Source organism: uncultured Microscilla sp., from assembly GCF_947493425.1.
Taxonomy (GTDB): Bacteria; Bacteroidota; Bacteroidia; order Cytophagales; family Microscillaceae; genus Microscilla.
Map to the genome: position 1 here is coordinate 12,914 of NZ_CANLRP010000114.1, position 14,855 is coordinate 27,768.

Consider the following 14,855-nt stretch of genomic DNA (forward strand, 5'->3'; position numbering starts at 1 on the left):
TTATTCGTATCTGAGCGATGTGATAGGGTCTTGTTCGGCTGCCCTGCGTGCAGGAGTAATACCGAATATCAGCCCTACCGAAGCCGATACCACAAAGGAAATAATAATAGATGAGAAAGACACAATTGTAGGTATTTTGGCAAGTTCGGCAATAAAATAAGACATACTGACGCCCAGGATCACCCCAATAATTCCTCCCGATACACTGATAAGCACCGACTCGAACATAAACTGAGTAATGATGTCGCTTTTTTTGGCACCTATCGACAGTCGTAAACCTATCTCTTTGATCCGCTCCAGTACTGAGGCAAGCATAATATTCATGATACCAATGCCCCCCACCAACAACGATATGCCTGCAATCACTCCTAATACAATATTAAAAATATCTTTGGTGCGTTGCTGTTGTTTGAGCAAGAGTTCGGGTATGCTCACCTCATAGTCTACCACTTTGTAGTGGCGCCGCTCCAGCATACGGGCTACAATGTCGGCAGTCTTGCTCAAATAACCGGTTTCGTCTACCTGTACTACCAAACGATCTATTTGATGGTAATTTTTGGGCGCTGCCTTCTCGCTGCTTTGATTATTATTGTTGTTGTTATTGTTTCGGCGGTTGTTTGCCTTGGTAAGCATTGCTTTGGTAAGCACCGAGCGGTTGGTATACCTTACCAACATGGTTTTGGCAGGTGTATAAATGTCCATATTGTAATCGCGAATTCCTAACTTAGACAGACTTCCACTTGACACCAGCCTTGGTTCGAGCACTCCTATTACTTTCAGCCAGTGTCTGCCACATTTCAGGCGTTTGCCAATGGGGTTTTCTTTGCTGAAAAACTTGGTTTTAATTCCCCGTCCAATAATACACACCTGATCGCCGTACTCCAGGTTTTGTTTGGTAAACATCTGCCCTTGTTCCAGCTTAAAACTGGTCAGTTTGAAATACGCTGGTTCTACGCCCACCAGTTTGGCCGAACGCTGAATGCCATTTTTAATAATGTAGGTTTCCAGCAATATTTCGGGGCTCACTTTGCTTACCATAGGTAGTTTTCTTATGCTTTCTACATCACGCATGGTCAAACCTGGCGAAAATTTTTCTTTTTTCTTTCCTCCGTTATTCAGGTCTTGCCCTACTTCTTTTTCTTCTTGTTCGAGCACTGGTTTTATCACAATATTATTGACTCCCACCAGCTTTATTTGTTCTAATATTTCTTGCTGTGCTCCATTGCCTATAGCCAACATAGCAATCACTGCCGACACCCCAAAAATAATTCCGAGTGCGGTGAGGGTAGCCCTGAGCTTATTTGCCAGAATGGCATCCCAGGCTACCACAAAATTTACTAAATATCTACGATACATGGCTTACCTGAATTTATGCCTTCAACAAGGTGAGAGCAGTTGTAACCTGAGCGGCTTTATTCTTTTTATTCTTTTTCTTTGTGTCTTTCTTTTTGTCGCCATCCTGCATTTTTTTCTTCATCTCCTCCATTTTCTTTTTGCGCAATTTTTCTGCTTTCAGGCGTGCTTCCTGTGCTTTGCGTTGTTCTTCTTTTAGCTTGGCAGCTTGCTCCTTTATCACTTTGGCCTTGAGTGTCTTGTCCAGTAAATGTAAGTCCATTTTCTCGCCCTCTTCGGGGCGCGACAAAGTCACCATATCCTCTTTGGTAAGCCCAGCTAACACCACGGCTTCGTTTTCGTTGGTTTCGCCCACCATTACTTCTACGCGCTTAAGCGAGGCTCCATCTTTTTGAAACACATAGGTAAGGCTGTCGCCTTGGTTATGAATGGCTTCCAGGGGTACAGACAACACATTTTTTACTGTTTTGGCAATGATATTATTGCTGGTGGTCATAGAAGGCAGCAATAAAGAATCCTGCTCGTGAATTTCAATATTTACCTCAAATACCTTTGCGTCTGAATTAGGCTTTTGCTCGCCTACGTTGGCTATCTTGATTACCTTACCAGTGAGTTGTTTCTTAGGGAAAGCATCCAGTCCAATGTTTACTTTTTGTCCGTTTTTAATTTTCTTAATGTCTACCTCGTTGATATAGGTACGCGATACCATCACCGACAAATCGGGCAGAGTTGCCACGGTAGAGTTCCAGGCACTAATGGTAGATCCTTCACGTTTTTTCTTGCCATCCCAGGTGCGGGCATATATCATCATACCAGACTTGGGGGCAGTAATGTTAAATTCTTTCATGAGCTTTTGCAAAAACTCTACTTTCGACTCTACCTTTGACAGGTTGGCACCTGCTTCCTGCATTTTGGCTATAGCCTTGTCTTTTTTTATCAAGTAGTTTTGCGTTGACTGTATCAAAGCCCGTTTGGCTTTTTCGAGGTCTATTTGGGCTTGTTTTATGGTAGCAGGAGGTTCATATTTAGACTGTTCGAGCACCAGTTCTTTTTCGCGTTGGGCATAACGCAGATTAATGAGTTTGTCACGGGCTTCGCGCAACTCAAGGGTCGTGTCCAGTTTTGCCTGGGTAAACTGCGAACTGGCTTTATCGAGCTCGGTTTGCTCGTTTTTTAGCTTGTCGGCAAGCTCTGACCGATCTAGAGAAGCAATAAATTCGCCTTCTTTTACTTTGGTACCTTCGGGTATAATACGGCTGATTTTTACTTGCCATAACCGCGCTTGTCGCAAGCCAGTAGGTCCATTTATTTTGGTGGAGTTTTTGGCGTACAACTCACCCGAAGAAGTTACCGAAACGGTAAAATCACTTTTTTTTACCTTGACAAAAATATCTTCAGATTTACTGCTTTTTTTTGTAAAAAACATATATCCTGCAGCAAGCACTCCGAGTATAATCACGGGCAATATAACTTTCTTTTTCATGGGTAGTAGATCAAGTTTATAAGGAGTTTTTATCAAATTAAAGGATGAACCCACAACATAATTAGTTGCAAAAACATAAAATAAAAATAAAAATACAATGCAAGCATCTTATTTCAACAAACAATTGTGGCTTTATGAAGTGGTATACTTTACCGCTCGCCAATAGTGGAGAAAGTTTTTAGCACTTGCTTCATTTTCAGTTCAAAAATATTTGTGCTGCTGTTCTATTTACTCATTGCCCCTTATGCAGCAACTCAGCATTCATCAGGAAGTCAGGCATCACCGGCTTACCTGTCAAACCCTACTCCTTTTTAGTGTTTAACCTGTCCTACCTATATAAACCCAGGCAACCTAATACACAAACAACATTACCCATGTCGGTACACAAGCATACAAACAGAGAACTGTCAGACCAGCAGTGCTGGCAACAGTGCTGTGAAGGCAAGCAAGAAGCACTCTTCTGGCTCATGGAACGCTACCGGATTCAACTATTCGGAATGGCGTATGCTATGACAAAACAAGAAAATACGGCACAAGAAGTTTTGCGGCAGGTATTTGTACAACTGCACCAAAAAAGTGTGAGTAAAGAAAAATTGAAAAATATAAAAAAGGCTTTGATCGAAATAACTCAAGACTTGAGCAAGCAGATGATGCAGCAAATTGCTCAACAAAAAATACAGGCAGCATAGACACGCTGGCTCAATAATGTAATTGAAAAACACAACAAGAACACTAAATTCGATAACACGGTGGAATGATGAAAAATACTGACGCTTACGAACAAACAGGCTATTTTAGCGAGGCTATTATATTAGACTACATTGATGGTAAATTGTCGGCAAAGGATCAGGTATTGTTTGAGCAACAAATGCAACAAGACGGAGACTTTCAGCTGGCAGTAAATGGTATTCGGGGGTTTTACCTGAAAGAACACAAAGACCGTCTGTACCTTGAGGGTTTACTTCAGGAAAGTGAAAATACCATTAAAGGAGCAATAAAGCACTCTCAAACTATATCGGCACGAATAAGCCATCGTAAAAAGCAAAGTTTATGGGGCGTGGCAGTGGCTGCGACAGTGGCTTTTTTTATGATAGTGAGTTTGCCACGCCTGTTTGACCAAGTACAACGCGTTCAAACTACCCACGCAAGTACTGACCAAAGCCTCAAGCAGAAAAGTACGGAAAATCAAGCAGTGCACACAATGCCCAAGACAGTTCACAGAAAAAAAACATCTTTGAAGGAGGCTACACAAACCGCTACTGTAGCTTCAGACCAGCACGCAGTAAACAAACAAAGAGAAGCGAAGGTTGTGATCAAACAAAATACCCGGCAAATGCTTGGCTCTGGCACCTTCAATACTACTGCTACTACATTGTCAGACAAGCCTGGAAGTAAAACCAAGACTGCCCTCAGGGGAAAACCTGGTACAGAAAAAATCCATATTCCAAGCAATACAAGGGGCAAGAATTCAAAAAAAACTGCCAGAGTACACAAGGACAGCCACGACTATTTCCTGAAACGTCAAACAAATTACAATGAAGGGGAAAATGGATTTGTTGACGTATACCGCAAACCTGGCAAACTTCATTTATGGGTTTTTACTGATCAAGAACAAACTACTTACCAACGCTTAATTGCTGTGGGCAATCAAATAGCTCAAGCTACTGGCTTACACTTGGCGTTGAAAAAAGCTTCCACAGGACAATTTTATACGATGCAATGGCAGCAGTGGGTCAAACAAGCCAAGCCTGGCTTCGACGATGTGGTATGGGTACACTATTTGGGTACCACAAACCGCGCTAAAAAACGAGATAAACAACCATTGGCAAGTGTACAAACATTGACAAACCGCCTGAATAATACGCTCGAAAATACCAAGGCTGACTTTAAAATAGTGATGATTGACCAAGGCAAGGTAAGTCGCCAGGCTCAACATAAGAAATACAATATGGCGGTAGGCAACCACTTGAATGCTATACCCCCTCAGGCCCCTGCTGTAGTGGGCAATACCCAAGGGCATCGACAATTATTTTTGGGCAATTCAGGAACTATTGCTTTATATAGCCACCAACCAGGGCGCGATGCTTACCAAGGGGTGCTTACTCAGGCTTTGCTAAAAAGCTTACAAAATGAGCTGTTGCTCAACAAGAAAAAAACACACTGGAAAACTATCTTGAAAAAAACCGCCAAAGAAGTAAAAAAGCAGAGCAAGAAACTAGGCAGGGTACAAAAGATGATGAAAGCCAAAGAAAAGGTAAGGGTGCGTTACTAAATCCTTTTATTTGTTTTACAAAAACCAAACATTAACGTAAATACACTGAATGTATACCTATGGGCTTGGTTTTGCCATTATAAGCTAAAAATAACTTCACAGTGTTTTTGCCCCGGCTAAATCGCTTGGCTTGGGCAGGCTTAAGGTGAATGGTTTTACTGGTAGATGTTTGCCCCAGTAGCTCCTGTAGATAATCGGTTTTAAGGACAAACTCCTGCTCACTTTCGTCAAATAAGCGAATAATTAACTGCTCTTGTTGATGAAGCAAACGGGTGAGTTTAAAATTAAGCTGAATAATAGAGGTACGACGGGCACGGGTAGACCGATCAAATTTTCCTCGCAATATTTCACCTGGTTGACTGTGTATATTGGTGGCAAACACTTTTCCGCTCAGGGTAGAAAGCTTGGTTTTAAGCGTTTTGTTTTCCTGGGCCACCTGTTGATAACTATTTTGTAAACTCTGAAACTTGTATTGCCAGGAGGGTGTTTCAAGGTGGCTGTCATTGTTTACCAGTCTGCTTAGGCTGTCTTGCAGCAAATGAAGCTCATTTTTGAGTTTACTTACTTTTCCGTAGGTAGCATGTTGCTGGGCGATGGCAGAAGTTAAAACCAGTATTTTCTGATAGCTTACGTTTTTCTCTTTTCTAAGCTTGACAATTTCTTTTCTTTTTTGCTTCAAAAAGTCAAGCTGTTTCATTAAATCATCTTTTTGATCTTGATTGGTACTATCCAGATTGGCTATCTGTATTTGACGGTTTTTAATGTCATTGTCTAACTTATGTAAATAAGCGTCCAATACATTGTTTTTTTCCTCCAACAGCGCTGTTTCCTTTTTCATAAAGCTTGTTTGGGTGATTTTGTACAACAATGCAATCATCAACCCTAATATGATGGCGATGTAAAAAAGGTCTTTAGAAGATATATTCAGGCGTTCTTTAATTTTACTAATTACTAAGGCTTCTGTCATCAGTTTTTCTACTATTCTTATTTATGATGTACGACATCTCTGGGTTTGGGTTGACTTTTACGCGTACAAACCACTTATGATATCTAGTGTTGTCCGGAAAAACCAGCTGATGAGTTACAGTACTTTTCACCGCTTTAGGGGCACTACCCACTTATTTCAGGCATCCAATACTTGCAATAACTCTTTCAGTTCTCTGGCTTTTTCGTCTTCGTTGAGCTTTTCAAAAGCTACCACCAGGTTTCTCATTACACGTTGAATAATTTCAAGATTAGAGCAAGGGTAATAAAACCGGTCGGTTGTAGGAATATTGAGTTGTGCGATGTAATTGTCTATTTCTGACTTGGAAAAAATTAGTCCACGGTTAAAGGCATTGATATAAAATTGCGTTTCTTCATTTTTATAAGTCAGCACAAATATATTGGGTAGGTTGATCCCATAAATAGGCATTTTGAGCTTTTGTGCAATCAACATATATACTATGCACAATGATATGGGGTTGCCCTTACGCGACTCAAGCACTATGTTGATCATAGAGTTACCTGGCGAATGAAAGTTTTGGGTGTTGGAGCTAAAACCCAGTTTGGTAAATAAAATATTATTCAGGTTTTTCACCTTGTCGTGCGGGCTTGCGTAAGCACGATGGCTCAGCCAAACTTCGTGGTAAACCTTATCCAGTTCTTTGGTTACCTTGCGTAGATCAAGGTCGGGGTATTGAAAACAAGCCACCAACCATATACCCTTCAAAAGGTCTTCTTGTTCATTGTCTTTCCAATCACGGAAACGCTCTTGCAACGATTGTAACTGTAAAGTGTGTATCAGTTCTTCGATGCGTCGCTGAACCACCGGACTAAAGTTATTTTCCCAGGCAGTTTCTAAAAAGGGAATTAAGACATCCCCCATTGATATAATTTTTTCTTTGATATGATTAATCACCTCATAGTCATCATCATCTAGCAAAGATACCAGTGCTTTTATTTCGTTTTGATTCATAGGCTAAGATATAGTCCCTTCACCGCAAGTTTAACAGGTTTTATGGTACAAAGTATTAAATTTTACCAAGATTTTTGGGTATTTTAACTGCAAATATAATGATTCTTGCTGGGAATTATGCACTAAGTAAACTAGCTGGCATTGTAGAAACAAGTAAATACTGGGTTAACTTATAGGTTGGGTTGTACCCTGTTCAATCACAAGCTTGAGGTAAAATCACAAATAAATGATATTTTGAAACAGGGTAAAAGCGTACAGGAAATTGAAAGAAATGGGTAAGTTGCTTACACAAGGATTTCTTATAAAATGGGCAAAAGAGGTAGCACCTTAAAAAACTACAGGCTGCACTGCCAAGGCTTGGGGTGCTGTTTTTTAGGTCGGGTTAGGCTTCCTTTTTATAAGAAAGCCCTCATTGAGGGCTCTTTTTATTCAATTATTTTCTTTGCAAACGTAGGTATTGCAAAGCAACCTGTAAACAAAGCCTCGTTGAAGTATTGCAACTGGTGCTCCATTGCTTTCAAATCGGTCGCTCTGTAGTTGGTTCGGTCAAAGCCTGCTTCTTGGGTAGCAAAGGCAAACGACCAGGTACCACTGGGGTAAAAAGGTATCTGCGATAAATACATAGACACTGCCGGAAAAGCTCCTTTAATGTTCTGAAAAAGTTTTTGCTGAATGTCGGCAAAATAAAATGGGCTTTCGGCTTGCGCTACCATAATGCCCCCTTTTTTGAGCGACCGGTGGGTTTCTTCGTAAAACTTGACTGTAATCAGGTTTTCGGCAATGCCTACCGGGTCGGTAGAATCAATCAAAATTACATCAAAGGCATTCTCATTGTTGCGAATATACGCCATACCATCTTCTATGCGTAGATCAAGCCTAGGGTTGTCTAACTCAGAAGCTATAGCCGGAAAATACTCCCTCGATACATTCACCACCTCCTCGTCTATTTCTACCATCACACATTCTTTTACCTGTGGGTGACGCAATACCTCACGCGCAGTGCCACCGTCTCCCCCTCCAATAATCAACACCCGCTCAGGGTTAGGGTGTGCAAACAAAGGCACATGGGCAATCATTTCGTGGTAAGCAAACTCGTTGGCATCGGTCAACATAATACAATTGTCCAGCACCATCATTTTACCAAAGGCATCGGTCTGGTATATTTCTATTTTCTGAAAATCGCTCTGCTTTTCGTAGAGCTTTTTGGTTACTCTGATAGAAGTACGCGCCCCTATGCTTACAATGTGCTCGTCTTGGTCTTCGTTATACCACATCATAATCTATGCTGTTTCGATTGATAGTTTGTCATCAGAATTACTTTGATTTGACACTTGTTGCCTGTAGTTTTTATCAAACATATCTTGCAACTGCCCCCGTTTCATTTCAATGGTCGAGGTATTTTGAGGTTTAAGGTGCTGTTTCATATAATCAAATGCCAGCAAATTATCTATGGTTTCGCCACAGGTAAAAATATCAATGGCAGCATAGCCATACTCTGGCCAGGTATGCACTGTAAAGTGAGATTCGGCAATTACAATTACCCCACTTACTCCGTAAGGGTTAAAAGTATGGAAGTGGCTTCCTACTATAGTAGCACCACTGGCTTCGGCAGCCTCGTTCATTACTTTTTCAATCAAGTGGTTGTCTTTCATGACCTCTTCAGGGCAGCCATAAAACTCAACCAATATGTGTTGTCCTAATGCTTTCAATATTTTGAAGTATAAAAATGTGATGTAATTTGTAGGATTGCTAAGGAATTGTTCAAAAATAAATTTACACTCTGAGGGGTGATTTTTCGCCTTGATACTTCGTTATTTTTATTGCCCGTAGCGCTGCTATGGGCGCAAAAAATAGCCTCGTCTCAAAACAAAACCTCTACCTCAAGAATGGTAATTTAATTTCTCACCATTCCTAAGTGATCTGGACAAAATAAAATGTGTCAATTCAAAAAAATATATTGTTCTCAGGCGGTTCAAAAAAAACGGCGCATAACCAAAGATGAAGCTTTTTTTTGAGAAGCATGAGCGCAATAGACACACTTTAATGGCTCAAATTATTTATGAAAGATCACTAATGAAACTTATAACTAAGCAATTGGTAAATGAGCTTGGCCGCGAGAAAGTCAGACGCTTTACTGTGAGGGTTGGGGCAGAGTTCTACCACATCAAACCCTACAATGTTTACATTGGCATCGACTAGCTTTAGCAAATCAAGCACTTCATCATACCACAAGCCACCCGGTTCGGGGGTACCCGTAGAAGGCACCACAGCTGGGTCAAAACCATCCAAATCAATGGTGATGTACACATTGCTGGTGAGTTGATCTACCACCTCGTATTGCCACTGGGAGTCTTTGCCTCGGCTACGTACAATGTCGTGGGCATAAAAAATACGGTGATCTTCTACATAAGGTAGCTCTGAGCTGTCCATACTACGAATACCCACCTGCACTATGTTGGCTACTTCGCGCGCTCGTGCCATGACACAAGCGTGGTTGTTGGCTGATCCCAAATAAGTAGGGCGCAAATCGGTATGGGCATCAATTTGCAATACTGTTAAGTCGTCAAACTTTTGGGCAAAAGCCTGAATAGCTCCTATACTTACCGAATGCTCGCCCCCAATGGTCACTACAAATTTGCCTTGCTCAAGGTACTTAGTAGTAGCAGTTCTTACAGCAGCTACCATTTGTTCAGGGCTGGCATTTTCGGTCACTGGTGGTGCCGTATAGATGCCTCTTTTGTATACCTCGGTTTGAGTCTCTATGTCATAAAACTCTAGGTTATAAGAGGCTTCCAGTATAGCCTGAGGACCTTTATCTGCACCTTTTATCCAGGTACTGGTTTTGTCGTAAGGTATGGGCAATATTACTATTTGCGCGTTTTCGAGGGTAGTATACTCCTGTTCAAAATCCCCGTATTGGGTAATTTTGTTCTCCGGAACCATGTCATTCATTAGCCTATTACCGGATAAATGTAATCTGTAAAACACAAAGAGACTAGGGCTGTGCCATGTTTCTTTTTGGGTACAAAGCTTTTGGTAATAGTATAGGCGTCTTTCAGGTAAAACTCCTCTTCAAACCCATTTACATACAACTCTTCGAGGCTGTCGTTTAGGTTTTTGTGGAGCTGTTCTTCGCCATAATTGCCATCGTGTTCGCAAACCAACCCTCCGTACCTTTCATCGGTTTTGCGGTCGTGCAGCCAGCCAAATATAATACCAGCATTGGCTTGCTCGCCTTTCTCTACATGGCTCACTGCCATAATAGATTCCATCACCGATCCATGAACAATTTGCTTACGATCGGGCTTGGGGGTTTCAATGGCAATGCCAGGCAATATAGAAGAGTAGGTCATGATATTTGCCATTTCGATGCCTGCGTCTCGTAATGCCAAATGATAAGAGCCAGCGTGGATAGTGATGTCACTTTCTCCGGCGCCGGTAGTGATAAAGTAGCTTCTTGGAATACGATTTCCAATAATGATCCCTGAAGGGTTATTTGCTACTGCTTGTCCTACAGTAGGCAAATCACTAAAATTCACTATATTCATTTTTAGGTCATAAAAAAGTTAAATTTGATGATACCAATTTCGGTCAATGGTTCAAATGATTGACAGAAAAGTTACTGATTATTTGAAGCTTCAAAAAAAAGTGAGCAAAATTAAGGCATTTTTTGAAAAGAGATTTAGGGGTTGCAACTTTTTATTTAAAAACGAAGGTTTACCTACAAACTATTCACTGCTATATCATTAGCTTACACAAAACTTACTCATTCTTACCCACAGTGTTGTTATTTCATTGCTCGTTTTAGCATTCTTAACCAGCATTTTATCTAAAAGTTTAGCATCGGCTATTTTATGTAATGTTTTTTGTGTTTTTAAACATCAAGCAAACTTGCCTACAAAAACCTGTGGCCTGACGCTAATGGCTGGTGGCTAATCGAAATGACCTTCGTTATACAAACTGGCTCCTATTGCCTGACACACAGTGTGCAGCTCATCTGGTTGAATGATAAAAGGAGGCATTATATAAATCAAGTTTCTAAAAGGACGAATCCATACGCCTTGCCGGATAAAAAACCGTTGAATAGCTGCCACATTTACGGTGTGGTAACACTCTACTACCCCAATGGCTCCCATTACCCGTACTTCTTTTACTCTGGGGTGCATCTGCAGTGGCTGGAGTTTCTCTTTGAGCTGAATTTCGATATTTTGTACCAAGGCTTGCCAGTTTGAATCCTGAAGCAAGCAAATGCTTGCCAATGCTACGCTGCACGCCAATGGGTTGGCCATAAAGGTAGGCCCGTGCATAAATACCCCTGCTTCGCCCTGGCTAATGGTCAAAGCAACATCTTCGGTACACAAAGTCGCTGCCAGGGTCATCATTCCACCCGTAAGCGCCTTGCCTATGCACAAAATATCGGGAGCAATGGTAGTATGCTCGGTGGCAAACATTTTTCCGGTTCTGCCAAAACCAGTGGCTATTTCATCAAAAATCAATAAAACACCATATTGGGTACAAAGCGCAGAAAGTTTTTCTAAAAATGCCGGAGAATATATGCGCATCCCTCCTGCACCTTGTACTATAGGCTCTAGGATAAAAGCAGCAACTTGCTGGTGGTTTTCCTCAAAGGCAGTCTCTAAATTAGCCGCATCTTGCGCCTGTAGGGGTTGGGCAAAACCAGGAGTGGGTTCATCAATAAAAATTTGGGAAGCCAATACGTTATTAAATATCTGATGCATACCATTGACTGGGTCGCATACCGACATTGCCCCAAAAGTATCGCCGTGGTAGCCTTTTTGTACAGTCATTAGTTTAGATTTTTCGGGGGTGCCCTTGGCGTGCCAATATTGAATAGCCATTTTGATGGCTACTTCTACCGACACCGAACCACTGTCACAAAGAAATACTTTTTGCAGGTTTTCGGGGGTAATCTCTACCAATTTGCGGCAAAGCTCTATGGCTGGGGTATGGGTAAGACCACCAAACATGACGTGCGACATTTGTTGCAATTGGTGTTGGATGGCTTCGTTGAGGCGTGGATGATTGTAACCGTGTATGGCACACCACCACGAGCTCATGCCATCTATCAAGGCGGTGCCATCTTCGAGATGAATGTATACCCCTTTGGCAGAAGCCACAGGAAAAACAGGTAGGGGGTTTACCATAGAGGTATAAGGGTGCCAGATGTGTTGTTGGTCGAAGACCAGATCGGCTTTTTCTAAAGTATTTTCAAACATTTTTCAGGCGTTTAAACAGGCTTATATTACTTATATCTGCCAGGTTTTGTAGCATAGACAATTGAACTTTAATATTTGCATCAAATATTTTAAAAGCCTACTTGCCTATACCTGCCAGGTTTTGAAAAACCTGGCAGGTATAAAACGCTATTTTATTAAAAATCTACTGACTGCACTAGAAAACCCGGCAGGTATAAAACGCTATTTTATTAAAGTCCTACTGTCCCGCTCACTGCTTGCAACTTGTTGCTTGTACCTTAAAGCACTGGTATGCATCGGCATCTAAGGACTTGAGGCTGTAGTAGCTACCAACTTCACTGCTTCTTTGGCACCTTTTGCTGCAACTGGTTTTGCTGGATTTTTTTCTCAAGCGGTGTAGGCTTTGCATCATCGGCTTTGCGCTCTACCTGCAGGGGTTGAGGGCTAAAGCAGAGTACAAATATAAGCAAAGTAAACCAACCTAAAACACGACGGGGCAAATTCAAGGGGCGGTCTTCGAGGGCGGGGGGGTGATAAATGCCCAACACACGCCCCAATAAAAAAGAAAACACCAACCAACCCAGGTAGCCTTTGACTTCGGGAAAAAAGAAGGCAAACAAAAACTGAGCAGTGAATACCGACATAGCAAGCAGTAAAATGTTGCGGAAGCCGTGGGTGGCTTTAGAGAGTACAATGTATAAAAACAAGAGATAAGCAGGCGACCAGGCGAGCCAACTAAGTGGTTGGTGGGGTGAGAAAAAGCCCAGTCCGGCATAAAATACAAAGCAAAGAAAAAATATCAGAGCAGCTCGTTGATGGTTTTTATAGCCAATCAAGGCGTATAGCACATGTCCTCCGTCGAGTTGTCCGATTGGTAAAAGATTCAAAGCAGTGAAAAATAAACCAAAAAAGCCTGCCATCAAAAATGGGTAATGGATCATGTTGTAGTGGCTAGGTACCAAATTGGGGTCTGCCAAAGTAGCTTCTAGCAAAGTAAATAAAAGATTGGAACCCACTACCAGGTATTCAGCATTTTGGCCTTGGGGCATTTGGGGTTGTTGTGCCAAAATGGTCTGAAGGTATTCGGGTGGGGGCAAATGGGTAAAACCATAAATAAGAACTCCTAAAGCCACTACAAAACCCGCCAAAGGTCCTGCTATGCCTATGTCAAAAAACAATTTACGCGATCGAAGGTCTTCCTTGATTTTGATAAAAGCCCCCATGGTGCCAATGCTAAACGAAAAACCCAGCCACATAGGAATATAAAAGGGTAAACTTACTTTTACCTTGTGCCAGCGTGCGGTCAGGTAATGCCCAAACTCGTGTACAGTAAGAAAGCCTAAAAAGGGCAGGGAAAAGGCAAAGCCCTGCAAAAACTTCTCTTGGGTAAGCCAATCAATCGCCTCTTTGTCGTCAAACACCAACCTGCCATAAGTCCACTCAGCCCCTGCCAGAGTGGTGGTAATCAGGGTGATGATAAATAGCATCAGGTGTATACTATAAACCTTTATTTTGTTGCGCATGAAAAATTAAGGAATGTTTGAAAATATATGGGGAAGTCTAAACCAAGGTTGTTTGAAAAAACTGAAGCCAGCCATCAAGATTAGCCACCACATGCAAACCTTGCAACCCTACGCCATTTGCAGCTTCTATATTAGCCAGACCATCGTCAATAAACAAGGTTTCTTCCGGCTTTAGGTTATTTTCATCGACTAATTGCTGGTAAATGCTCGCCCAAGGTTTGCGCTTGTGCATAATATGCGAGTAGTAGGCTTTTTCTACCAAATCGGCAAAGTCGGCAATGCCGTTTTCTCGTTGCAATATATTGGTGGCCTCGGCAATGTGCACCGCATTGGTGTTACTCAATATAAAGGTGCGGTGGGTTTCGCCTAGTTTCTTTATCAATGCGATGCGTTCTTGGGGTATGTTTTGCAGTAAAGCATTCCAGGCCTGGGCTATCTGGGCATTGGTTGCCTGTAGGTGAAAGGTTTCGCGGAGGTGTTGAAAAAAAACGGTGTCACTGATTTTACCTACTTCGTAATCTTCAAAAAACTGCGCTTTGTAAGTTCCCTTCTGAATCAGGTCTTCGTTTTGGTCGCGGTAGGCAGGGTCGGCCAATTGTTGAAAGGCGTCAACCGTCAACTGCCAGTCTATATTGATGACTACACCCCCTAAGTCAAAGATAATATTTTTGATACGATTATGGGAAACTTGGTATTCAGTGAAATTTTTCAATTTTTTTATTTTTTGTTTGCGAATGTAAATGCAAAGATGTAAAATTGCACCCTCATTTAGCAAGAATTAGGAATTAAATTTTCAAAAGCTAAATGTAAGGACCTATAGCTCAGTTGGTTAGAGCACCTGACTCATAATCAGGTGGTCCCTGGTTCGAGCCCAGGTGGGTCCACTAAAAATCATTCAAAAGGAGTGATTGACTGCTTTTGCAGACTTTAGATGCTTTTTTACAAAAAAAGCTGTAACTTTATAAAAAATCAACGGACCTATAGCTCAGTTGGTTAGAGCACCTGACTCATAATCAGGTGGTCCCTGGTTCGAGCCCAGGTGGGTCCACTA

At 41.7% G+C, this 14,855-nt stretch carries 13 protein-coding genes and 2 tRNA genes; 4 read left to right on the top strand and 11 right to left on the bottom strand.

The window, feature by feature from the left end:
• Both Q0954_RS23210 and Q0954_RS23215 read right to left on the bottom strand, forming a co-directional pair.
• Entirely contained in the window at positions 1-1,356 is a 1,356-nt protein-coding gene (locus Q0954_RS23210) for an ABC transporter permease (RefSeq protein WP_299460956.1), read from the bottom strand.
• Positions 1,357-1,369: 13 nt separating this feature from the next.
• Positions 1,370-2,836 (bottom strand): efflux RND transporter periplasmic adaptor subunit, encoded by a 1,467-nt coding sequence (locus Q0954_RS23215; protein ID WP_299460958.1) that lies wholly within the window; start codon positions 2,834-2,836, stop codon positions 1,370-1,372.
• Between the two features lie 374 nt (positions 2,837-3,210).
• On the opposite strand from Q0954_RS23215, the gene Q0954_RS23220 reads away from it, so the two are divergent.
• Together Q0954_RS23220 and Q0954_RS23225 are read left to right on the top strand one after the other, a co-directional pair.
• Positions 3,211-3,525 carry a hypothetical protein gene (locus Q0954_RS23220; RefSeq protein WP_299460960.1) on the top strand — a complete coding sequence of 105 codons (315 nt, stop codon included), beginning with the start codon at positions 3,211-3,213 and terminating at the stop codon, positions 3,523-3,525.
• Positions 3,526-3,590: 65 nt separating this feature from the next.
• The gene (locus tag Q0954_RS23225; protein ID WP_299460962.1) at positions 3,591-5,108 is read left to right on the top strand and encodes a caspase family protein; all 1,518 of its coding nucleotides are present in this window, start codon (positions 3,591-3,593) and stop codon (positions 5,106-5,108) included.
• Between the two features lie 31 nt (positions 5,109-5,139).
• Here Q0954_RS23225 and Q0954_RS23230 read toward each other — a convergent pair whose 3' ends face one another.
• From Q0954_RS23230 to Q0954_RS23270, 9 genes are all read right to left on the bottom strand, one after another.
• Complete coding sequence (locus Q0954_RS23230; RefSeq protein WP_299460964.1) at positions 5,140-6,075, bottom strand: hypothetical protein; 936 nt, start codon at positions 6,073-6,075, stop codon at positions 5,140-5,142.
• Between the two features lie 156 nt (positions 6,076-6,231).
• Positions 6,232-7,065 (bottom strand): transglutaminase-like domain-containing protein, encoded by an 834-nt coding sequence (locus tag Q0954_RS23235; RefSeq protein ID WP_299460966.1) that lies wholly within the window; start codon positions 7,063-7,065, stop codon positions 6,232-6,234.
• 425 nt (positions 7,066-7,490) lie between these two features.
• Positions 7,491-8,342, bottom strand: coding sequence for a polyamine aminopropyltransferase (gene speE / locus Q0954_RS23240; RefSeq protein ID WP_299460968.1), 852 nt, complete (start codon positions 8,340-8,342; stop codon positions 7,491-7,493).
• A 3-nt stretch (positions 8,343-8,345) separates the two neighbouring features.
• A complete protein-coding gene (gene speD, locus Q0954_RS23245; RefSeq protein ID WP_299460970.1) occupies positions 8,346-8,774 on the bottom strand; it encodes an adenosylmethionine decarboxylase in 429 nt (142 codons plus the stop codon).
• A gap of 361 nt (positions 8,775-9,135) precedes the next feature.
• Positions 9,136-10,008, bottom strand: a complete 873-nt coding sequence (gene speB, locus Q0954_RS23250; RefSeq protein ID WP_299460972.1) for an agmatinase — start codon at positions 10,006-10,008, stop codon at positions 9,136-9,138.
• 8 nt (positions 10,009-10,016) lie between these two features.
• Positions 10,017-10,613 (bottom strand): pyruvoyl-dependent arginine decarboxylase, encoded by a 597-nt coding sequence (locus Q0954_RS23255; RefSeq protein ID WP_299460974.1) that lies wholly within the window; start codon positions 10,611-10,613, stop codon positions 10,017-10,019.
• Positions 10,614-10,997: 384 nt separating this feature from the next.
• Entirely contained in the window at positions 10,998-12,302 is a 1,305-nt protein-coding gene (gene bioA, locus Q0954_RS23260) for an adenosylmethionine--8-amino-7-oxononanoate transaminase (RefSeq protein ID WP_299460976.1), read from the bottom strand.
• 314 nt (positions 12,303-12,616) lie between these two features.
• Complete coding sequence (locus Q0954_RS23265; protein ID WP_299460978.1) at positions 12,617-13,804, bottom strand: site-2 protease family protein; 1,188 nt, start codon at positions 13,802-13,804, stop codon at positions 12,617-12,619.
• A gap of 37 nt (positions 13,805-13,841) precedes the next feature.
• Positions 13,842-14,516, bottom strand: a complete 675-nt coding sequence (locus Q0954_RS23270) for an HAD family phosphatase (RefSeq protein ID WP_299460980.1) — start codon at positions 14,514-14,516, stop codon at positions 13,842-13,844.
• A gap of 98 nt (positions 14,517-14,614) precedes the next feature.
• On the opposite strand from Q0954_RS23270, the gene Q0954_RS23275 reads away from it, so the two are divergent.
• A tRNA-Ile gene (locus Q0954_RS23275) sits at positions 14,615-14,688 on the top strand.
• A gap of 90 nt (positions 14,689-14,778) precedes the next feature.
• A tRNA-Ile gene (locus Q0954_RS23280) sits at positions 14,779-14,852 on the top strand.
• Positions 14,853-14,855 lie beyond the last annotated feature (3 nt).